Origin of the sequence: Streptomyces sp. NPDC059668 (assembly GCF_042734135.1) — a bacterium.
Taxonomy (GTDB): domain Bacteria; phylum Actinomycetota; class Actinomycetes; order Streptomycetales; family Streptomycetaceae; genus Streptomyces.
This window is the reverse complement of the sequence record NZ_JBHWEL010000015.1, coordinates 30828-50386: the sequence shown is the minus strand read 5'-3', so window position 1 is coordinate 50386 and position 19559 is coordinate 30828. Positions and strand designations below refer to the sequence as shown.

Here is a 19559-nt window from a genome sequence, read left to right as displayed (position 1 = left end):
CGCGTAAGGTGACGTGCTCATAGGAGAACGCACACGCGCACGCACGCGCACCCGTACGCGATGGGGGAGCGACACACCATGCCCGGCACCGGCGGCACTGGCGCCGTAACCCGCAGCACCCTGCGGCAGCAGATCGCCGACGCACTCCGCGACGAGGTGCTGGCAGGCCGCCTCCAGCCGGGGCAGGAGTTCACGGTGAAGGAGATCGCCGAGCAGTACGGCGTCTCCGCGACCCCGGTCCGCGAGGCCCTCGTCGACCTGTCGGCGCAGGGACTGCTGGACGCGGACCAGCACCGCGGCTTCCGCGTGCACGAGTACTCACCGGCCGACTTCCGCGGCATGATCGAGGCCCGCAGCCTCGTCACGGACGGGATGTTCCACAGCCTCGTCGAGGGCGACGGCATGAAACTGGCCGACGACCCACGCGTCCTCGCCGCCCTCGCGGGCGTCCGCCGCCGCGGCGAGGAGGCCCAGCGCGCCGCCGCCGCGGGCGACCTGAACATCCTCATCGGCTACGACCTCCGCTTCTGGCGCGAACTGAGCGCCCTCTTCGGCAACGCCTACCTGGCCGACTTCCTGCACCGCCTGCGCGTCCAGTCCTGGGTGTGCACGGTGCAGCACCTCCGCCGGCTGGACGACCTCAGGGGCTACCTGTGGTCGAGGCACACGGAACTGGTGGACGCGCTCGCGCGCCGCGACCCGCGGGCGGCGCACGTGATCGTCACCGAGTACAACGCGCACTCCCTGGCCCTCATAGAACGTCTGGCCGCCGAATGAGCGCGCCGCACACCACGGACGTCATGGAGAACGTGCCGGCCCCCGCCATCGACCTCTCGGTCGTCGTCCCCGCCTACAACGAGGAACGACGGCTCGCCCCGACGCTCGACGCGATCATCACGCACCTGCGCGACAACGAGAGCCGTTTCGGCAGGTGGGAGCTGATCGTCGTGGACGACGGCTCCACCGACGGCACGAGGGACGTCGTCACGGCCGTCGGCGCCCGCGAATCCCGCGTCCAGCTCGTCAACAGCCCCCGCAACCGTGGCAAGGGCCACGCCCTGCGCCTGGGCGTCCTCGCCTCGTACGGCCGCCGCGTCCTCGTCACGGACGCCGACCTGGCCGCGCCGATCGAGGAGCTGGAGCTGCTCGACAAGGCGCTCGGCGAGGACCACGCGGCCGCGATCGGATCACGGGCCACGCCCGGCGCCACGATAGACACGCACCAGCACCGGCTGCGCGAGCTGCTCGGCCGCGCCGGGAACTTCCTGATACGCAGCGTCGCGGTACCCGGCATACGCGACACCCAGTGCGGGTTCAAGCTCTTCGACGGCGAGCGGGCACGGGAGGCGTTCGGCGCGTCGCGGCTCAACGGCTGGGGCATCGACGTGGAGGTGCTCCAGCACTTCCGCCGCTCGGGCTGGCCGGTGGCCGAGGTCCCGGTGCGCTGGTCCCACCAGCCGGGCTCGAAGGTACGGCCCCTCGACTACGGCCGCGTCCTCGCCGAACTGACCCTCCTCAAGGCCCGCTCCGTCCGCCCCGCGGACCTCCTCGCGGTCTCCCTCTTCCTCCTCATGGCGGTCGCCCTCTACTCCGGCCGCTGGGCGGACCCGAACGGCCGCTACCTCCCGGACTCGCTCCAGGACCAGAACCAGTGGGAGTGGTTCTTCGCGGTCACGGCGGACAACGTCCGCCATCTCCACAACCCGCTCTTCACCACCCTCCAGGGCTTCCCTGACGGGGTGAACCTCATGGCCAACACGGTCATGCTGGGCCTGTCCGTCCCCTTCGCGCCGATCACCCTGCTCTTCGGCCCGGCGATCGCGCTCGGCCTCGTCATGACGCTGGGCCTGGCCGCCACCGGCGCCGCCTGGTACTGGCTGATCGCCAAACGGGTCGTCGGACACCGGGGCGCGGCGTTCGCCGGCGCCGCGCTGGCCGCCTTCGCTCCCCCGATGATCAGCCACGCCAACGCGCACCCGAACTTCGTGATCCTGTTCATGGTCCCGCTGATCGTCGACCGCGCGCTGCGGCTGTGCGCCGGCACGCGCGTCGTCCGGGACGGGATCGTGCTCGGTCTGATGGCGGCGTACCAGATCTTCCTCGGCGAGGAGCCCCTGCTGCTCGCGTCGATGGGCATGGCGCTCTTCGCCCTCGGCTACGGGCTCGCCCGACGCGACGCCGCCCGGGCCGCGTGGCGTCCGCTGCTGAACGGGCTGGCGGTGGCCGGGGCCGTGTGCCTGCCGATCGTCGCGTTCCCGCTGTACTGGCAGTTCGCGGGGCCGCAGAGCTACGGGAGCGTGCTCCACGGCGACAACGCCGGCAACAGCCCTCTCGCGCTCCTGTCCTTCGCCGAGCGCTCGCTGCTCGCCGGGAACGCCCGGAGCGCGGGCGCGCTCTCCCTCAACCCCACCGAGCAGAACGCCTTCTACGGGTGGCCGCTGGCCGTGTTCGCCTTCGCGGTCGTCGTACGGCTGTGGGAGCGGGCGCTCGTCAAGGCCCTCGCCTTCACGGCACTGGCCGCGGCCATGCTCTCACTGGGTCCGAAGTTCCGCATTCCGACGACCGACATCGTCCTGCCCGGCCCCTGGGCGCTGCTGTCCGGCAAGCCCCTCTTCGAGTCCGTCATCGAGGGACGGGTCGCGATGATCTGCGCGCCCGCCCTGGGGATGCTGGTGGCCGTCGCGATCGAGCGGCTGCTGAGCGCCCGCCGCGCCCCCACCCAGTACTTCGGGGCGCTGGCCGTCGCCGCCGCGCTCCTTCCCCTCGTCCCGGCGCCCCTGAAGACGGTCGAGCGGGCGCCGGTGCCCGCCTTCTTCACCGACGGGACGTGGCGGGCGTACGTCGACCCGGCCAGGGGCGAGTCCCTGGTGCCGGTGCCGCTGCCGGACCCGGGCGCGGCGGAGGCGCTGCACTGGCAGACGGCGGCCGGCCTCGGCTTCCCCCTGCCCGGCGGGTATTTCAACGGCCCCTACGGCCCCGAGCACATCGGCATCTACGGCGCCTCGCCCCGCTTCACGTCCAACATGCTGCGCGACGTGCGGTACTCGGGCAGGGTCCCCGTGATCGGCAAGAACTGGCGGGCGCAGGCCCGCGTCGATTTCGCGTACTGGAAGGCGGGCGCGCTGGTGCTGGTCCCGCAGCCCCACCAGGACGAGCTGCGGGAGGCCGTGGACAAGCTGGTGGGCCACCCCGGCACGTGGGCGCACGGGGTCTGGGTATGGGATCTGCACGAGGGGGACTGAGGACGGGCCCCACGCATTACGCTTCCCTGACCACCGTGCTTCCCCAGGAGCTAGAGGAGCCGTCTGTTGGCCTGTGACCTGTGGCTTGTCCCGCTCGTCGACGTGCTGTGCCACACCCCCGACAACCCGTTCGCCGAGGAACTGGCGCTGTACGACAAGGTGCTGGGCGAGGCCGGGCTCCCGCCGGTCCCCGTGTACGCCTACATGCCGGGTCTGTCCGGCGACGTCGCCCCGGTCGCGGGCTTCGACTACGACGCCCTGCACTTCCTGCGCCGCGCGTACCTGCTGCAGATGTGCGGCCTCGCGATCACCCCGGTGGACGAGCTGGGCGGCGACTACGAGCAGTTGCTGGAGATGTTCCAGACCAACGCCCAGCAGTCGCACCTCGTCTGGCACTACGACCACGCGGGCGCGTACGTGCCGGTCGACTTCCCGCATCCGCTCGCCAACGACGAGCTCCTCGCCGGGGGCGGCCCGCTGGGCTCCTCCCAGACGCTGCTGCGCGAGCTCGAGTTCGTGGCCCCTTCGATCGGCATCGACCCGGCCAATCCGCCGGCCGCCCCGCAGCCGCCGACGGCTCCCACGGAGCTGGAGGAGCCGGCCGCCCCCGCGCCGTACGACGCGAGCCCGTTCGCCCGTGAGCGGCACGTCTGGCTGGGGCTGCACGCGGCGGCGACCCGGAGCCTCGCCCAGGGATCGATGATCATCTTCAGCTGAGGCGCACCCTGGCCGGCCGGGGTGGGGCCCGCTCCGCGCGTCCCCCGGCCGGCCACCTCCGCCTCCCGGCCACCCGGCGCCGCCCGGCACCGCCGGACATCGGCGCCCGTCCGCCGCCGGCCGTCCCCACGTCCGCGAGCCCGTACGGTCGTCCTTCCACGTCAGGCATGGCCGGACAGCGAGGGCCGTGCCGCCCCGGCCGTCCCACGTCCGCGAGCCCGTACGGTCGCCCCCCGGCCCCGAGGCCCGCGCGGGCGCCCCTCCGTCCTGCCATCACCTCGCCCCCGCCCCCGGCCCCCGTGATCTCACCCCGGCCCCGTCCGGGCCCGGCCCGGCGCCCGGGTCCCGCACGCATCCGGTTCCGGGCCGCCCCCGAATGCCGCGCACAACCCCCTTCGGGAGCCCTCGCCAGGCCGCTCCGACGGGCCTCCGTCGCCTCGGGCGAGGGGGCCCGGGGCCGGGCGGGACCGGCTGACGGGTGACCGGCCGCGCGCAGTCGTGTTGCGACCGATCGGGTTGTGTCTGGGCACGGTCCGGCGTGGGACACGGCGGATGGCCCAGGATGAAGTAGCAGGTCAGAGTGGTCCGGCCGGGTCCGGGGCGGCATCTGGAGGCCCGGCGGGCGACGCCGGGACCTGCGCCGGTTGCGCGGCTCGAGTGGTGAGCGGGCCGGGAGGGGCTGACGGTGGATCACGTCGGGGTCGGGTTCCCCACGTGCTGACAAAGTGTCAGCGGCTCGGCTGCGACGGAAGGACTCGACAATGCGTTCTGCCCGCATGCTTCTCGCTACCGCGACGGCCACGGCCGCCCTCGCGATTGCCGCTCCCGGCGCCTTTGCCGCCACGGCGGGCGACGGTGGCCACGACGACTCCTCCTACAGCAACGAACAGGACGACGGCAGCAGGAACGACAGGCCCAACGGCGGCATGCACACCGGCGGCGGCGCCCTCAACAAGGTGAAGATCGGTCCGCTCGCCACGGTGAAGGGCGGCGTGCACACCAAGGTGAAGGGCGACGACCAGGGCGAGGAGGGCGACTCGGACTGGGGCGGGGACTCCGGCCGTGGTGGCGACTCCGGTCGTGACGGGGACTCCGGGCGTGGCGGGGACTCCGGCCGTGACGGGGACTCCGGCCGTGACGGGGACTCCGGCCGTGACGACGAGGGCTCCGACCACGACAGGCCCCGGGGCGGCGTCCACACCGGCGGCGGCGCGCTCAGCATGCTGAAGAGCGACGACTGGAACAAGGACGACGCGAAGTTCAACCCGGAGACCTACAAGAACGACAGCACCGGCGGGTACGGGAACGGGAACGGCAACGGCAACGGGAACGGGAACGGGCGCGACAACGGCGGCTCGGGCTCCGGCCGCGACAACGGCGGCAACGGGAACGGCCGGGACAACGGCGGCAACGGAAACGGGAACGGCAACGGCAACGGGCGTGACAACGGAGGCAACGACTCCGGCCGCGACAACGGCGGCAACGACTCCGGGCGTGACAACGGAGGCAACGACTCCGGCCGTGACAAGCCCAACGGAGGCATGCACACCGGCGGCGGCGCGCTCGCCGGCAAGGGTGTCACGGCCGCCGGTCTCGCGGTCCTGACGCTCGCCGCCGCGGGCGTGTACGCGGTGCGCCGCAGGGGTGCGGCGGGCGGCCTGTCCTGACCGGAGTCCGGCGTCCCATCGGCCGAGGCCGCCGCGGGTCATCCCCGTCGTGACGGCCCGGCCGGCTTCCCCGCGTGCCGTGCCCGCTGCGCCGCAGTGCCCTAGTGAGGTGGTTCCCGATGACAGCCCGGCTGTCCTCCCCTGTCGTGACCGAGCCCGTGCCGCAACGGCAGGGCTCCCGTTCCGGCGTACCGTTGAGCGTCTGGTGCGCCGGAATCCTGCTTCTGGTGCTGGGCGTGTTCGGCAGCCCCGCCAAACCGGCCGACGACTCCCGGACACCCCACGACTCGGCCGCGCTCATGCCGTGGTCGACCCCGGTGCCGGGCAAGCACCTGCCGGAGTCCGCGCCGACCCGGCTGGTCATCCCGAAGATCGGGGTGGACGCGCCCTTCACGGCCCTGTCGATCGACGCGAAGGGCCACCTCAACCCCCCTCCCGCGGACAACGTGAACATGGTCGGCTGGTACGCCGACGGAGTGACCCCGGGGGAAGCGGGAACCTCGATCGTCGCCGGCCACGTGGACACGAAGACCTCGGCGGCCGTGTTCGCGAGACTCAGCTCGCTCAAGAAGGGGGACACCTTCAGGGTGGAGCGGGCGGACGGCCTCACCGCGTCCTTCGTGGTCGACGACGCCGAGACCTTCGAGAAGGACCACTTCCCCAACGACCGCGTGTACGCCGACACCCCGCAGGCCCAGGTCCGGCTGATCACCTGCGCCGGTGACTACGACCACAGCGCGAAGGACTACACCGAGAACCTGGTGGTCTTCGCCCACCTCGTCTGAACGGCGCCACCGCGGCCGGCGCCCCGGCAGGAGGACGCCGGCCGAGGCGCCCTCCCGGGACGCGGGTGCCTCAGAACACCGGCATCCCGTCCTGCGTCAGCTTCCAGTTGCCGTCGGCGAAGTCCGCCGGGTCGAGGGTGCCCTTGGACGTGACGTAGTCGATCATCAGCTGACGGATCTCGTTGGTCGAGCTGTAGGCGATGTCGGCGGCCGCGATGTGCGGGTAGCCGCTGCCGCCGTTGGCGCGGTAGTTGTTGACGGCCACCACGAAGACCTGGTCGTCGGTCACCGCCGCGCCCCGGTAGCTGAGGTTCTTGATCCGGGAGCCCTCGGCCTGCGCGATGTCGATGTCGTAGTCGACGCCCGCGGCCGTGTCGTACATGTAGTCCCAGAAGCTGTTGGCGTTGGTGAGGGTGGCGGTGTCCACCTTCGTGCCGGACGGGACCCGGTAGTAGTACTTCGCCGCGTACTCCAGGTAGTCCTTCAGCTGGGCGCCCGTGAGCTTCTTGCCGTAGAGGGTGTTGTCGTAGATGTAGAGCCCCGCCACGTCCCGGATGGTGACGTCGCCCCGCGGGATGTCCGCCGTACGGCTGAAGGGCGCGGCGACGGAGATGAGCGGCAGGGCCGCGTCGGCCGTCGACAGGCCGGTGGCGACGGCCGCCATCTGGACCTGGTGGATGAAGTCCATGACGGGCACGTCCTTCCAGCACGCCTCCGCCGCGGAGAGGTCGGTGGTGCACGTGCCGACGGGCGTGTTCACGTATTTCACGACCAGCTCGTGGTCCGCCGCCAGGAGCTTGGTGATCTCCGGGTCCTCGGCGACGGTGTTGCTGTTGAGGGTCTGCGCCTTGGTGCTCGTCACCTTCCACTGGCCGTGCGCGAGCTCCAGCTCGAAGTCGAAGACGGTCAGCCGCATGCCGTAGCAGTACGGCTCCGACAGGACGACGTCCTTGCCGGTGGCGGTGTTGGTGACCGTGTAGGAGGAGACCTCGGTGTGGGTGTGGCCGACGAGGATGGCGTCGATGCCGGGCACCTGCGCGGCGACCAGGTTCGACGCGTTCTCGACGTACGGGAGCTCGTCGCCGTACGAGGACGACCCGTCGAGGCCGGAGTGGTCGGTGAGGAACACGACGTCGCAGCCGAGGGCGCGCATCCGCGGCACGTACTTCTTCGCCTGCTCCACGAGGCCCGTGAACGCCATCTTCCCGGCGACGTTGTCCTTGTCCCACAGGGCGATCCCGGGGTTGGTCAGCCCCAGGACGCCGACCTTGATGTCCGGGGCGCCGGGCACCCGGATCCGCTTCACGGTGTACGGCTGGAAGGCGGGCCGGAGTGTCTTGGCATCCAGGGCGTTGGCGCCGAGCAGCGGGAAGTGGCACTGCTTCTCGAACCGGCGCAGGGTCTCGATGCCGTAGTTGAACTCGTGGTTGCCGAGCGCGGCGGCGTCGTACTTCATGGCGTTCATGGCGATCGCCATCGGGTGCACCGGTCCGCGCCTGCCGCCGGTGCCGGTGATGGGGTCGACGCGGGCGTAGTAGTACGCGAGCGAGGTCCCCTGGATGATGTCGCCCGCGTCCACGAGCAGCACCCGGTCCGCGCCCTTCGCGGCCCGCTGCTGCTTGACCAGGGTGGCGACCCGGGCGACGCCCACGGAGTTGCCGGCCTTGTCCGTGTACGCCGCGTCGGTGTAGTAGTCCCAGTCGAAGACGTGGCTGTGCAGGTCGGTGGTGCCCAGGATGGAGAACGACCAGGTACGGGGCTTCTTCTCCGGCTTGCGTCCCGCGGCCTGCGCCGGGGTCGCCGCGGCCGTCCCCGCGACGGCCACGGCCGCGCCGGTGACGGCGGACCTCTTCACGAACTCCCGGCGGTTCAGCGGGTTGACGGGCATACGGGGCTCCTGGGGACGGGGCTGAGGCGGACGGAGGAACGGGCCGTGCGGGCCGAACGGGGACTACACGCGTAGATCGTGGTCGGGTCCCGCCCCGTCCGGAACCAGGAGCAAGCCATGTCCAGGTCAAGGATGGGCATTCCGGGAGCGGTCCGCATCTCGGCGCTCCCGGACCCGCCCGCACCGCCGGCCGTTCAGCAGCCCTCCGCCACCGCGCGCAGCAGCAGCGTGTGGACGAGGTGGTCGCGTGCCGTGGGCCGGTAGCGCCAGGCCAGGGGCCAGGTCAGGCCGCCCAGCGCGGGCACCGGGACGTACGCGACGTGGTGCGGGCCCGCGGTGAGGCGGGTGACTCCGGGCGGCCACGAGCGGTGGGCGGTGCTGCCGGCGGGGACGAGGAAGTAGACGGCACGGCGTCCGCGGGCCTCCTCGACGACCGGGCCCGGGTTGCCCCCGGTCGCTCGCGCGAGGCGGTCGGCGACGGTGCGGCCGGGGTCACCGTCCACCCGGACGGCGTCGAACTGGACGCCGGCCTTGCGGAGTTGGATGCCGGACGGGGGGATCCAGTCCGGGATCTCCGGGGTGACTGGGGGTAGCGCCGGGTTTACTTCGTCACTTTGCGTATCCATGAGGACAGTTTCCGCAGGCGGGGCTAGCGTTTCCATGACTCTGCGTCGACCACCGGCAACGGTGCGGATGCTGACGCCGGTCTATGCAGTTCGGTTGAGTTCGGTTGAGTTCGGGGGTGACCGCATGGCGCGGGCGGAGAACAAGGCGGAAGCGGGTGGGACGGCACACATGGTCGCCGCCATGTCGAAGGCCTTCCGCGAACAACATCAGCTGACGCAGGAGGAGTTGGGCAAGCAGATCGGTTACACGGCGTCCGCGATCAGCGCGATGGAGACGTGCGCGCAGCCGGCGAGCGACAAGATGCTCGTCAAGCTGGAGGAGGTGATCGGGGGTGGGTTCGGGCTGTTCGAGAAGGCGCGCAGGTTCGTGTTGCTGGAGAAGTATCCGACGCGGTTCCGTGGCTTCTCGGAGATGGAGGCCGGAGCCGTGACGATCTCCTCGTACGAGACCTTGGTCGTAGACGGCCTGTTCCAGACCGAGGCGTACGCACGGGCGTTGATCGGTGGCGGCTACCCACCGGTCTCCGAGGAGAAGCGAGAGGAGCTGGTGGAGGCACGGCTGGCCCGTCGCCGACTCTTCGACCAGAACCCCGCCCCGATGATCGAACTAATTCTGGAAGAAGGCGTACTGAGGCGGCCGTTCGGCAGCTGGGAAATCATGCGCGAACAGCTTCGCTCGCTCGCCGAGGACTCCCGACGGGACAACGTCTGCGTACAGGTGCTGCCGATGGATCGCGGCCTGCGCGGAACGTATGCCGGCGCCCGTGGTGCCATGAAACTCGTCGTGACCCGGGAACACGACCACGTCGTCTATATGGAGATCGAGGACCAGGGCATTCTGGTCAGCGAGCCTCCGCAGGTGTCCCAACTCGCACACCGCTATGCGAAGATCCGCGCACAGGCCCTCAGTCCCGACGAATCCCTGCTCCTCATCGAGCACTTGGCAGGAGACGAACAATGACCCGCACCGGAGCCCTGCGGTGGTTCAAGTCCAGCTACAGCGACGACGGCGGCGGGAACTGCCTCGAAGTCGCCCACGAACACCGCCCCACGCGAGTGGACGCCATCCACATCCGCGACTCCAAGAACCCCACCGGCCCCGCCCTCTCCGTCACCCCCGCCGCCTGGCGCCGGTTCGCCGACTCCGTCTGACGGTCCGGACACAGCGCACCCCCGGGTCGGCCGAAGCCTCACCGGGGGCGCGCTCAACGGGTGTTCTAGATGAACGAGTTGATCTCGATCGTCTCGTCGCGGCCGGGGCCGACCCCGATCGCGGAGATCGGCGCGCCCGACATGTCCTCCAGCGCCCTGACGTACGCCTGGGCGTTCTTCGGCAGGTCGGAGAAGGACTTCGCCTTGGTGATGTCCTCGGACCAGCCCGGCAGGGTCTCGTAGATCGGCTTCGCGTGGTGGAAGTCGGTCTGGGAGTACGGGAGTTCCTCGACGCGCTTGCCGTCGATCTCGTACGCCACGCAGACCGGGATCTCGTCCCAGCCGGTCAGGACGTCCAGCTTGGTGAGGAAGAAGTCCGTCAGGCCGTTGACCCGGGTCGCGTAACGGGCGATGACCGCGTCGAACCAGCCGCAGCGGCGGTCGCGGCCGGTCGTGACGCCCCGCTCGCCGCCGATGCGGCGCAGCGCGTCGCCGTCGTCGTCGAAGAGCTCGGTCGGGAACGGGCCCGAGCCGACGCGGGTGGTGTAGGCCTTTAGGATGCCGATGACCCGGCTGATCTTCGTCGGGCCGACGCCCGCGCCGGTGCAGGCGCCACCGGCGGTCGGGTTGCTGGAGGTGACGAAGGGGTAGGTGCCGTGGTCGATGTCCAGCAGGGTGCCCTGGCCGCCCTCGAAGAGGACCACCTTGTTCTCGTCGAGCGCCTTGTTGAGCACCAGGACCGTGTCGGCCACGTACGGGCGCAGCCGCTCCGCGTACGTCAGCAGTTCCTCGACGACCTGGCCCGCCTCGATGGCACGGCGGTTGAAGACCTTGGTGAGGAGCTGGTTCTTGCCGTCGAGGGCCGCCTCGACCTTCTGCGTGAGGATCGACTCGTCGTAGAGGTCCTGGACGCGGATGCCGACGCGGTTGATCTTGTCCGCGTAGGTGGGCCCGATGCCCCGTCCCGTCGTACCGATCTTCCGCTTCCCGAGGAAGCGTTCCGTCACCTTGTCGACGGTGACGTTGTACGGCGTGATGATGTGAGCGTTTCCGCTGATCAGAAGCTTCGAGGTGTCGACGCCACGCTCGTTCAGTCCGTTCAGCTCGGAGAACAGGACCGACGGGTCGACGACGACACCGTTTCCGATCACCGGAGTGCACTCCGGCGTGAGGATTCCGGAAGGGAGGAGGTGGAGGGCGTACTTCTGATCGCCCACGACTACCGTATGGCCGGCGTTGTTGCCGCCCTGGTAGCGCACCACATAGTCCACGGATCCACCGAGCAGGTCGGTGGCCTTTCCCTTGCCTTCGTCACCCCACTGAGCACCGAGCAGCACAAGTGCGGGCACAGGCGTACACCCCTTCCGGGCGGGGCATGTCCAAGGTCGGGGACGTACGCGGCTGATTCTTCGCACGGCTGCGTACGCCGGCGACCTCCTTTGGCCGCGACCGTCGGACCGGATGCCCCGGAATAGACGAAGCCCCTGGCGCAATAGCGCAAGGGGCTCTTGCACAAAGATGCTACCCGAGGAAGCGAGGCATGACCGAGGTGGCGGCTTCCGACCAGCTTCTGGTGGTCATCGACCCGGTCGCCCGTCGCCATGACGGTGAGTCGGTACGGATCGCAAAAGACGTGCTCAGCGCGGGTGCGGTCACGAAGGTGTGCCTCCCGGAGGGGCCCGAGGAATTCGCCCGGGCGCTGGCCCGCAGAGGGTCCCGGAGGCCGGTCGTCGTGGGCGACGACCGGACCCTGCTGCGGGCCGTGTCCCTTTTGCACCGACAACGCGACCTGGCCGTGTGCGGGTTGTCGCTGGTGCCCGTCGGGGGATCACTCTCCCTCGCGCGGGCCCTGGGGGTGCCCACGGGGGCGGTGGCCGCGGCGCGCGCGGTGCTCGACGGGGTCGAGCGGCGGCTGGACCTGCTGGTCGACGACAGCGACGGGGTCGTACTGGGGGCGCTGCGGATACCGCCGCTGGGTTCGCCGGTGCCGGTCGCCGACGGGGCGGAGGAGAGGGGGGTCCACGCTCCTGGGGCGCATCCGTGGCTGCGCACCTGCCAGTCGTTGGTCCGTACGCTCGCCACGCGGCCCGCGGGGGTGGCGTCGGGGCGCGCGAGGGCGAGGACCTGGGGACGGGTGGGGGCGCTGCCCGCCGGGCCGGGGCCTTCGCGGCTGCGGGTCGAGGTCGACGGGGTGACCCTGGTCGATCTGGATCAGCCGGTGGAGACGGTGTCCGTGACACCGGGGGTCTCCGGGGGCGCGGTGGTGGAGGTGCGGCCGGTCTCCGTGGGGGCGCAGGCCTCGTCGTTGCGGGCGGTGGGGCGGCGGGTCACCGTGTCCGGGGCCGACTTCAGGTACCGGGCGGACTCGCTGGTCTCCGGGCCGGTGCGGACACGGACGTGGACGGTGCGGGAGGGAGGCTGGGGGCTGACCCTTCCGGGGTGAAGCCCGGCCGCGTCTCGTCAGCGGTCGCGGTCGCCGTCGCCGTCGCCGACGCCGAACAGCTTCTCGCGGTGGGCGCGCCAGCGTTCCATCATCCCGGCGATCTCACCGTCGATGAACTCGAAGAAGGCGAGGGTCTCGGCGAGCCGGCGGCCGGCGGGGGTCGCGGGACCGAGGCTCTCGACACCCGCGCGCAGAGCCGTCTCCCACCGCTTGAGCACGGCGTCGCGGCTGGTCAGCGCCTCGTACCACTGGTCGCTGTGCACGCGGTACCGCTCGCGCCGGGAGCCGGGCTCCCGCTCGCGCGAGACCATGTGCTGCTGCGCGAGATAGCGCACCGCGCCGGAGACGGCAGCGGGGCTGACCTGGAGCCGCTCGCCGAGTTCGGCGGAGGTCATGGCACCGGAGTCGGAGGCGAGCAGCGCCGCGAAGACCCGGGCGGGCATCCGCTGCATCCCGGCCTCGACGAGCTGCGCCGCGAAGCCCTCGACGAACTGCGAGACCACCTCCGGGTCCCGCTCCGCCGCACTCGGTCGCTCCATCTGTCGATCATCTCCCCTGCTCACGCGTCACCGTCGAGTCTATCCGGAGTTCATAGGTTTCCTTAACTTCACAAATTTCTGAAAGAAGCGTACGTTCTGAACCATGACGAAGGCACACCTCGCCCTGGACGTATCCGGACTGCGCAAGTCGTTCGGCGGGACGCGCGCACTGGACGGCCTCGACCTGCGCGTCGCGGCCGGCGAGGTGCACGGCTTCCTCGGCCCGAACGGCTCCGGGAAGTCCACCACCATCCGCGTCCTGCTCGGCCTGCTGCGGGCCGACGCGGGCACGGTACGGCTGCTGGACGGGGACCCCTGGAAGGACGCGGTGGAACTGCACCGCCGGATCGCCTACGTCCCCGGCGACGTGACGCTGTGGCGGAACCTGTCCGGCGGCGAGGTCATCGACCTGTACGGACGGCTGCGCGGCGGCCTCGACCGGGGACGGCGCGCGGAACTGATCGAACGGTTCGAGCTCGATCCCACCAAGAAGGGCCGCACCTACTCGAAGGGCAACCGCCAGAAGGTCGCCCTCGTCGCCGCGTTCGCCTCGGACGTCGACCTGCTGATCCTCGACGAGCCCACCTCCGGCCTCGATCCGCTGATGGAGGAGGTCTTCCGGCACTGCGTCGAGGAGGAACGCGACCGGGGCCGCACGATCCTGTTGTCGAGCCACATCCTCAGCGAGGTGGAGCAGCTCTGCGACCGGGTCAGCATCATCCGCAAGGGCCGCACCGTCGAGAGCGGCACCCTCGCCGAACTGCGCCACCTCACCCGTACCGGCGTCACCGCCGAACTCGACGGCCCGCCGGGCGCCCTGGCCTCGCTGCCCGGGGTGCACGACGTCGACGTGCAGGGGACCCGGGTGCGGCTCCAGGTCGACACGGACAAGCTGAACGCCGTACTGCGCTCGCTCACCGACTCCGGCGTACGGTCCCTGGCCGCCGCCCCGCCGACCCTGGAGGCGCTGTTCCTGCGGCACTACCAGGAGGACGCGCCCGCGGAGGCGATGGCGCGATGACCGCCACGGACACCACCGGGACCGGGAACACCACCGCGGGCGCGGCCCGCGCGGTACGGACCGGCGGCACCCGTCAACTGGCCGGGACCGGAACACTGCTGAGATTCGCGCTGCGCCGCGACCGCGTGACGACACCGCTGTGGACCGGTGTGATCGCGCTGATGGTCCTCTCCCTGCCGAGCACCCTGAAGAGCGTGTACGGCACCGCGGCCGAACGCGCCGACCTGGCACGGCAGATGCTCGCCAACAGCTCGCTGCGCGCCACGTACGGGCCGGTGTTCAGCGATTCCCTGGGCGGCCTCACCGCCTGGCGGGTGGGCGGCTACGCCGGGCTGTTCGCCGGGATCATGAGCCTGCTCGTCGTCGTCCGGCACACCCGCGACGAGGAGGAGAGCGGACGCCAGGAACTCCTCTCGTCGGCGATGGTGGGACGGCGTGCCCCGCTGACGGCGGCGCTGCTGGCCGCCCTGGTCGCGAACGGCGCGCTCGCCGTGCTCATCGCGGGCGGGCTGGCCGGCCAAGGCGCCCCCGGCGCTCTGGCGCTCGGACTCGGCGTCGGGGGCGCCGGCATGGTCTTCGCCACGGCGGCGGCGATCGTCGCCCAGTTCACGCAGAGCGCGCGGCTGGCGAAGGGGCTGACGGGCGGCGTGCTGGGCGCGGCGTTCGTGCTGCGGGCGGCCGGTGACTCCGCCGTGAACGACGGTTCGTCCCCGCTGACGTGGGTGTCGCCGCTGGGCTGGCTGGAGAACGAGCGGCCGTTCGCGGACGAACGGTGGTGGGTGCTGCTCCTGTTCGCCGTGGCCGTCGCCGTACAGGGCGCGCTCGCCTACGTACTCGCCGGGCGCCGCGACCTCGGCATGAGCTTCCTGCCGACCCGGCCGGGTCCGGCCTCGGGGCGGCTCGGCACGGCCTGGGCACTGGCCTGGCGGCTGCAACGCGGCAGTGTGCTCGGCTGGAGCCTCGGCTTCCTCGCCGCCGGCGCCGCGTTCGGCGGGATCACCAAGGGCGCGTCCGACCTGGTCGGCGACAACGCCAGAACCCGCGAGATCATCGAACGGATGGGTGGGCGGTCCGGGATCACGGACGCGTTCCTCGCCACGATGACCGGCATGCTCGGGATGGTGGCCGGGCTGTACATCGTCTCCTGCGTGCTGCGGCTGCACGGCGAGGAGACCTCCCAGCGGGCCGAACCGATCCTGGCGAATGCGGTGGGACGGCTGCGCTGGGCCGGCGGGCACCTGGTCGTCGCCTTCGGCGGAGCGGCCCTGATCATGCTGGTGGGCGGAGCCGGTCTCGCGCTGGGATACGGCCACGAGGCGGGGCCCGTCCTCGGCGCCTGCCTCCTCCAGATCCCGGCGGTGTGGACGCTGGGCGGACTGGCGGTCCTCCTGTACGGGGTCTTCCCCCGGTCGGCACCCGGCGCCTGGGGCGCGGCGGGTCTCGTCCTCCTGCTGGGCTGGATCGGGCCCGCCCTGGACGTCCCCCAGGCCCTCATGGACCTCTCCCCCTACGGCCACCTCCCCAAGCTGCCGGGCGGGGAGATGGCCTGGACACCGGTGCTGGTCCTGACCCTCGTCGCGGCGGCCCTGACCGCCGCCGGGCTGACGGCGCTGCGCCGACGGGACCTGAGCACCTGACGCCGGACACCCACGGTCGCTCGCGGACACCGTGGTTCCCGACGGCACGGGCGCGGGCGCCGGTGGGGCGGCGCCGGGAACCCGGGACCGCCCCGCCGCGTCCATGCCGGTCATGGGAGAACGCATGGAGGCCGCCGGCGGATGCCTGACCGCCGCCGCGGGGGCGGGCGCGGGCCTCGCGTTCTGGTCCGTCGCGTCACGCGGCCGGTTCCGGCGGTTCGAGCAGGGGCCCGACTGGAGCGTGCTCTACGCCGAACTGCCCCTGCTGGTCCTCGGCGGAACGGCCGCGGCCCTGGGGCTGTGGGCGCTCGGCCGGCGGGTCAGAGGGCGACGCTGAGCCCCTCGAGTCCCCGGATCACGAAGTTCGGCTTGCGTTCCGGCTCCGCCGCGAGGCGCAGCGTCGGGGCCAGTTCGAGCAACGCGCCCAGCGACGCCGCCAGTTCCAGCCGGGCCAGCGGTGCGCCGATGCAGTAGTGGATGCCCGCGCTGAAGGAGATGTGCGGGTTGTCGGTGCGGGCGAGGTCCAGCTCCCCGGGGCGGGTGAAGACCGCCGGGTCGTGGTTGGCGGAGCCGAAGAGCAGGGCGATCTCCGCACCGCGCGGGATCGTCGTGCCGTCGATCTCGATGTCGTCCAGCACCCACCGCTCGAACATCTGCAACGGGGTGTCGTAGCGCATCAGCTCCTCCACCGCCGTGGGGACCAGTGAGCGGTCGGCGCGCAGCTCGGCCAGCCGGTCGGGGTGGCGGAACAGGGTCCACCAGCCGTTCACGGTGGCGTTGACCGTCGCCTCGTGCCCCGCGTTCAGCAGCAGCACGCACGTGGAGATCATCTCCTGCTCGGTGAGCCGGTCGCCCTCGTCGTGCGCGGCGATGAGCCCCGAGATCAGGTCGTCGCCCGGTTCCTTGCGGCGGGCCTCGATCAGCTCCCGCAGATACTCCGTGAACTCGACCGACGCCCGCACCGCCCGGTCCGCCGTCTCCCGGGAGGGGTTCAGCTCGTACATCCCGCAGATGTCCGCCGACCACGGCCGCAGCGGTGCCCGGTCGGACTCCGGGATGCCCAGCATCTCGGCGATCACGGCGACCGGGAGCGGCTCGGCGACATCGGTGAGCAGATCACCGCCGCCGGCCTCGACCAGACCGGCGACCAGTTCGCCCGCCAGCCGCCGCACGTACGGTCCCAGCCGCTCGACCGTGCGCGGGGTGAACGCCTTGGAGACCAGCCGGCGGATCCTGGTGTGGTCCGGCGGCTCCAGGTCCAGCATCCCGTGGTCGTTGAGCACGTGGAACGGCTCGTGCTCGGGCGGGGGTGCCGTCCGCCCGAAGTCCTCGTGCGTGAAGCGGTGCTGGTACGTCCGGCCCAGGCGCCGGTCCCGCAGCAACGCCGACACGTCCGCGTGGTGCGGGACCAGCCACTGGTCGGTCGGCTCGTAGTAGTGGACCCGGCCGCGCGCACGCAGTTCCGCGTAGGCGGGGTACGGGTCCGCCACGAACGCCGGGTCCCAGGGGTCGAAGGTCCCGGGAGTCTCCAAAGCTGCCATGACCGGACGCTAGCCCGCCGGACCCCCCTCTGACCAGGGGCGTCCCGGCAGACGCGTCCTGCGGACGGCCCCCGTGCCGCCCGGCCCGTGCCGCCCCGCACCGGGACCGGACGGGTGTCACCTGGGCGTGATCAGCCGCGCCTCGTAGGCGAAGACCGCCGCCTGGGTGCGGTCCCGCAGCCCCAACTTCACCAGGATGCGGCTCACATGGGTCTTGATCGTGGACTCCGCGACGAACAGCCGCGAGGCGATCTCCGCGTTCGACAGGCCCTGCGCGATCAGGACGAGCACCTCCGTCTCGCGCTCGGTCAGATCGCCGTACGCCGCCTGTGCCGTCGCCGACAGCCGGGGGGCGTCGGCGAGCCTGGAGAACTCGGTGATCAGCCGCTTGGTGACCGAGGGTGCGAGCAGCGCCTCGCCCGCCGCGACCACCCGTACCCCGTCGGCGAGCTGCCGCGCGGAGGCGTCCTTGAGCAGGAAGCCGGAGGCTCCCGCGCGCAGCGCCTGGTACACGTACTCGTCGAGGTCGAAGGTGGTGAGCACCAGCACCTTCGCGGCGCTGTCCGCGGCGACGATCTCCCGGGTCGCCTCGATGCCGTTCAACTCCGGCATGCGGATGTCCATCAGTACGACGTCCGGGCCGAGTTCGCGGACCCGCTCGACCGCGTCCCGCCCGTTGACCGCCTCGCCGACCACCTCGATGTCCGGCATCGCGCCGAGCAGTACGGAGAAGCCCTCGCGGACCATCACCTGGTCGTCGGCGATCAGAACGCGGATGGCGCCACCCGGCGTCCGGGGCTCCGCCCCGCCGGTCGTCCCGCCCACTGTCCCGCTCCCCCTCCCGCCCGTCATCCGGACTCCTCCGCCACGGGCACCGGCAGGAACACCGTCACCTCGTATCCCCCGTCGTCCGTCTCGCCCGTCGTCATCTCGCCGTCCAGCATCGTGACCCGCTCCCGCATGCCGGTGATGCCGTGGCCCGCGCCGTGCGTGGACTTCACCAGGTTCGCGGCCGGCGCGGGGCCGTTGACTATCCGCAGGCCGAGCCCGCCGAGGACGTAGCCGATCTCGACGCGGGCCGTGGCGCCGGGCGCGTGCCGCAGCGCGTTGCTCAGCGCCTCCTGGACGATGCGGTACGCCGACAGCTCGACGCCCTGCGGGAGTTCGCGCACCCCGCCGGTGACCACCTTGTCCACGCTCAGGCCCGCGTCCCGCACATTGGAGAGCAGCGCTTCGAGGTCGGTGAGGGTGGGCTGCGGGGCGTCCGGCGCCTCGTAGTCCTCGGCCCGTACGACACCGAGGACACGGCGCAGCTCGGTGAGCGCGGCCACCGCGTTCTCCCGGATCGTGACGAAGGCCTGCTCCAGCTCGGGCGGCGGGTTCTCCACCCGGTAGGGGGCGGCCTCCGCCTGAATGGCGACCACCGACATGTGGTGGGCCACCACGTCGTGCAGCTCGCGCGCGATCGTCGTGCGCTCCTCCAGCAGGGTGCGCTTGGAGCGCTCGTGCGCCGTCACGGTCAGCTGGGCGGTCACCTCCCGCTCCGCCGCGCGGCGTATGTGCAGGACGGTGACGACCAGCAGGGACAACGCGGCGAGGAACAGCAGGGCGACCGAGTCGGTCTCGTAGTGCCCGGCGCCGAAGAGGGTCTCGGCCGCCATCCCGTACAGCGCGGTCAGCACCCACATCCAGGCCGCGGTGCGCGGCCGCGTCCGCAGCGCCACGACCGTCAGCACCACCAGGTGGGAGACGAAGGCGCCCGGCGGCCAGGGCCAGTCGCCCCAGCTGTGGCTGAACACGGCCGCGAACGGTGTCGCCGCGAGCGAGAGCCAGAAGGCACCGACCGGCCGGACGAGCGTCAGCAGGACCGGGAGCAGCGCGAGGAGACCGGGCATCAAGCCGGGCACCAGGCTCTGGGCGCCGGGGCCGGCGTCGTTCGCGGTACTCGCGACGGCCATCGCGAGCAATCCGCACAGCACGGTGACGGCGTGCGGGGCCCAGGCCGCGTACCCCCTGACGCTCCCGGGGAGACGTCGGGTGAGCGGACCGTCCACCCGCATGCGCGGGAGCGGGCGGTAGGCGAAGGCATCGTGGAGCAGGTCCTGCCGGAGTCCGCGCAAGGCGTCCACGTCGAGCCGGAACTCCGGGCTGCGTGGCTCGGCCCCGCCCGGCGGCGTCTTCTGCGTCTGGGTCGTCTCGGTCACGTTCGAAACGGTAGGCCGCCCGCCGGGTCACCGTCGTCACCTGTGAGAAGGGTCCTGCCGGGTCCGTCTCAGGTACTACGGGTACACCCGAGGGGCC

Annotated in this window: 18 protein-coding genes; 11 read left to right on the top strand and 7 right to left on the bottom strand. The window is 71.7% G+C overall.

Annotated elements, in window-relative coordinates; genetic code table 11:
* Window positions 1–78: 78 nt before the first annotated feature.
* The 5 genes from ACFV2J_RS14170 (at window position 79) to ACFV2J_RS14150 (ending at window position 6411) form a co-directional block, all read left to right on the top strand.
* Window positions 79–777, top strand: a complete 699-nt coding sequence (locus tag ACFV2J_RS14170; RefSeq protein WP_385084498.1) for a GntR family transcriptional regulator — start codon at window positions 79–81, stop codon at window positions 775–777.
* Window positions 774–3242, top strand: a complete 2469-nt coding sequence (locus ACFV2J_RS14165) for a glycosyltransferase (RefSeq protein ID WP_385084500.1) — start codon at window positions 774–776, stop codon at window positions 3240–3242. The genes ACFV2J_RS14170 and ACFV2J_RS14165 overlap by 4 nt, the downstream gene beginning before the upstream one ends.
* Before the next feature lie 66 nt (window positions 3243–3308).
* Window positions 3309–3959: a hypothetical protein gene (locus ACFV2J_RS14160; RefSeq protein ID WP_385084502.1), complete on the top strand. Its 651-nt coding sequence runs from the start codon at window positions 3309–3311 to the stop codon at window positions 3957–3959.
* A gap of 761 nt (window positions 3960–4720) precedes the next feature.
* Window positions 4721–5626 carry a hypothetical protein gene (locus tag ACFV2J_RS14155; protein ID WP_385084504.1) on the top strand — a complete coding sequence of 302 codons (906 nt, stop codon included), beginning with the start codon at window positions 4721–4723 and terminating at the stop codon, window positions 5624–5626.
* 119 nt (window positions 5627–5745) lie between these two features.
* Window positions 5746–6411: a class F sortase gene (locus ACFV2J_RS14150; RefSeq protein ID WP_385084506.1), complete on the top strand. Its 666-nt coding sequence runs from the start codon at window positions 5746–5748 to the stop codon at window positions 6409–6411.
* A gap of 70 nt (window positions 6412–6481) precedes the next feature.
* On the opposite strand, the gene ACFV2J_RS14145 is transcribed toward ACFV2J_RS14150, so the two are convergent.
* Both ACFV2J_RS14145 and ACFV2J_RS14140 read right to left on the bottom strand, forming a co-directional pair.
* On the bottom strand, window positions 6482–8299 hold the full coding sequence (locus ACFV2J_RS14145) for a bifunctional metallophosphatase/5'-nucleotidase (RefSeq protein WP_385438744.1): 1818 nt from the start codon (window positions 8297–8299) through the stop codon (window positions 6482–6484).
* A 194-nt stretch (window positions 8300–8493) separates the two neighbouring features.
* On the bottom strand, window positions 8494–8925 hold the full coding sequence (locus ACFV2J_RS14140) for a hypothetical protein (RefSeq protein WP_385082364.1): 432 nt from the start codon (window positions 8923–8925) through the stop codon (window positions 8494–8496).
* Window positions 8926–9049: 124 nt separating this feature from the next.
* On the opposite strand from ACFV2J_RS14140, the gene ACFV2J_RS14135 reads away from it, so the two are divergent.
* Window positions 9050–9886: a helix-turn-helix transcriptional regulator gene (locus ACFV2J_RS14135; RefSeq protein ID WP_385082395.1), complete on the top strand. Its 837-nt coding sequence runs from the start codon at window positions 9050–9052 to the stop codon at window positions 9884–9886.
* Complete coding sequence (locus ACFV2J_RS14130; protein WP_385082363.1) at window positions 9883–10077, top strand: DUF397 domain-containing protein; 195 nt, start codon at window positions 9883–9885, stop codon at window positions 10075–10077. The genes ACFV2J_RS14135 and ACFV2J_RS14130 overlap by 4 nt, the downstream gene beginning before the upstream one ends.
* 65 nt (window positions 10078–10142) lie before the next feature.
* Here the strand turns inward: ACFV2J_RS14130 and ACFV2J_RS14125 are convergent, their stop codons facing one another.
* Window positions 10143–11426, bottom strand: a complete 1284-nt coding sequence (locus ACFV2J_RS14125) for an adenylosuccinate synthase (protein ID WP_385082362.1) — start codon at window positions 11424–11426, stop codon at window positions 10143–10145.
* Between the two features lie 191 nt (window positions 11427–11617).
* Here ACFV2J_RS14125 and ACFV2J_RS14120 point away from each other — a divergent pair, with 191 nt between their 5' ends.
* Complete coding sequence (locus ACFV2J_RS14120; RefSeq protein ID WP_385082360.1) at window positions 11618–12520, top strand: diacylglycerol kinase; 903 nt, start codon at window positions 11618–11620, stop codon at window positions 12518–12520.
* A 17-nt stretch (window positions 12521–12537) separates the two neighbouring features.
* Here the strand turns inward: ACFV2J_RS14120 and ACFV2J_RS14115 are convergent, their stop codons facing one another.
* Window positions 12538–13059, bottom strand: a complete 522-nt coding sequence (locus ACFV2J_RS14115) for a GbsR/MarR family transcriptional regulator (RefSeq protein ID WP_385082358.1) — start codon at window positions 13057–13059, stop codon at window positions 12538–12540.
* A gap of 103 nt (window positions 13060–13162) precedes the next feature.
* Here ACFV2J_RS14115 and ACFV2J_RS14110 point away from each other — a divergent pair, with 103 nt between their 5' ends.
* From ACFV2J_RS14110 to ACFV2J_RS14100, 3 genes are all read left to right on the top strand, one after another.
* A complete protein-coding gene (locus ACFV2J_RS14110; protein WP_385082356.1) occupies window positions 13163–14080 on the top strand; it encodes an ATP-binding cassette domain-containing protein in 918 nt (305 codons plus the stop codon).
* The gene (locus ACFV2J_RS14105; protein ID WP_385082355.1) at window positions 14077–15717 is read left to right on the top strand and encodes an ABC transporter permease; all 1641 of its coding nucleotides are present in this window, start codon (window positions 14077–14079) and stop codon (window positions 15715–15717) included. The genes ACFV2J_RS14110 and ACFV2J_RS14105 overlap by 4 nt, the downstream gene beginning before the upstream one ends.
* 112 nt (window positions 15718–15829) lie before the next feature.
* Complete coding sequence (locus tag ACFV2J_RS14100; RefSeq protein ID WP_385082354.1) at window positions 15830–16054, top strand: hypothetical protein; 225 nt, start codon at window positions 15830–15832, stop codon at window positions 16052–16054.
* Here ACFV2J_RS14100 and ACFV2J_RS14095 read toward each other — a convergent pair.
* From ACFV2J_RS14095 to ACFV2J_RS14085, 3 genes are all read right to left on the bottom strand, one after another.
* Window positions 16038–17258, bottom strand: a complete 1221-nt coding sequence (locus tag ACFV2J_RS14095) for a cytochrome P450 (RefSeq protein ID WP_385082353.1) — start codon at window positions 17256–17258, stop codon at window positions 16038–16040. The genes ACFV2J_RS14100 and ACFV2J_RS14095 overlap by 17 nt on opposite strands.
* A 117-nt stretch (window positions 17259–17375) precedes the next feature.
* Window positions 17376–18110, bottom strand: a complete 735-nt coding sequence (locus ACFV2J_RS14090; RefSeq protein WP_385082352.1) for a response regulator — start codon at window positions 18108–18110, stop codon at window positions 17376–17378.
* The gene (locus tag ACFV2J_RS14085) at window positions 18107–19462 is read right to left on the bottom strand and encodes a sensor histidine kinase (RefSeq protein WP_385082351.1); all 1356 of its coding nucleotides are present in this window, start codon (window positions 19460–19462) and stop codon (window positions 18107–18109) included. The genes ACFV2J_RS14090 and ACFV2J_RS14085 overlap by 4 nt, the downstream gene beginning before the upstream one ends.
* Window positions 19463–19559 lie beyond the last annotated feature (97 nt).

Excerpts from the sequence above, each read along its gene's own strand:
- ACFV2J_RS14170 (WP_385084498.1), top strand. The coding sequence starts at position 79 with ATGCCCGGCACCGGCGGCACTGGCGCCGTAACCCGCAGCACCCTGCGG.
- ACFV2J_RS14165 (WP_385084500.1), top strand. The coding sequence starts at position 774 with ATGAGCGCGCCGCACACCACGGACGTCATGGAGAACGTGCCGGCCCCC.
- ACFV2J_RS14155 (WP_385084504.1), top strand. The coding sequence starts at position 4,721 with ATGCGTTCTGCCCGCATGCTTCTCGCTACCGCGACGGCCACGGCCGCC.
- ACFV2J_RS14150 (WP_385084506.1), top strand. The coding sequence starts at position 5,746 with ATGACAGCCCGGCTGTCCTCCCCTGTCGTGACCGAGCCCGTGCCGCAA.
- ACFV2J_RS14145 (WP_385438744.1), bottom strand. The coding sequence starts at position 8,299 with ATGCCCGTCAACCCGCTGAACCGCCGGGAGTTCGTGAAGAGGTCCGCC.
- ACFV2J_RS14140 (WP_385082364.1), bottom strand. The coding sequence starts at position 8,925 with ATGGATACGCAAAGTGACGAAGTAAACCCGGCGCTACCCCCAGTCACC.
- ACFV2J_RS14135 (WP_385082395.1), top strand. The coding sequence starts at position 9,050 with ATGGCGCGGGCGGAGAACAAGGCGGAAGCGGGTGGGACGGCACACATG.
- ACFV2J_RS14130 (WP_385082363.1), top strand. The coding sequence starts at position 9,883 with ATGACCCGCACCGGAGCCCTGCGGTGGTTCAAGTCCAGCTACAGCGAC.
- ACFV2J_RS14120 (WP_385082360.1), top strand. The coding sequence starts at position 11,618 with ATGACCGAGGTGGCGGCTTCCGACCAGCTTCTGGTGGTCATCGACCCG.
- ACFV2J_RS14115 (WP_385082358.1), bottom strand. The coding sequence starts at position 13,059 with ATGGAGCGACCGAGTGCGGCGGAGCGGGACCCGGAGGTGGTCTCGCAG.
- ACFV2J_RS14110 (WP_385082356.1), top strand. The coding sequence starts at position 13,163 with ATGACGAAGGCACACCTCGCCCTGGACGTATCCGGACTGCGCAAGTCG.
- ACFV2J_RS14105 (WP_385082355.1), top strand. The coding sequence starts at position 14,077 with ATGACCGCCACGGACACCACCGGGACCGGGAACACCACCGCGGGCGCG.
- ACFV2J_RS14100 (WP_385082354.1), top strand. The coding sequence starts at position 15,830 with ATGGGAGAACGCATGGAGGCCGCCGGCGGATGCCTGACCGCCGCCGCG.
- ACFV2J_RS14095 (WP_385082353.1), bottom strand. The coding sequence starts at position 17,258 with ATGGCAGCTTTGGAGACTCCCGGGACCTTCGACCCCTGGGACCCGGCG.
- ACFV2J_RS14090 (WP_385082352.1), bottom strand. The coding sequence starts at position 18,110 with ATGACGGGCGGGAGGGGGAGCGGGACAGTGGGCGGGACGACCGGCGGG.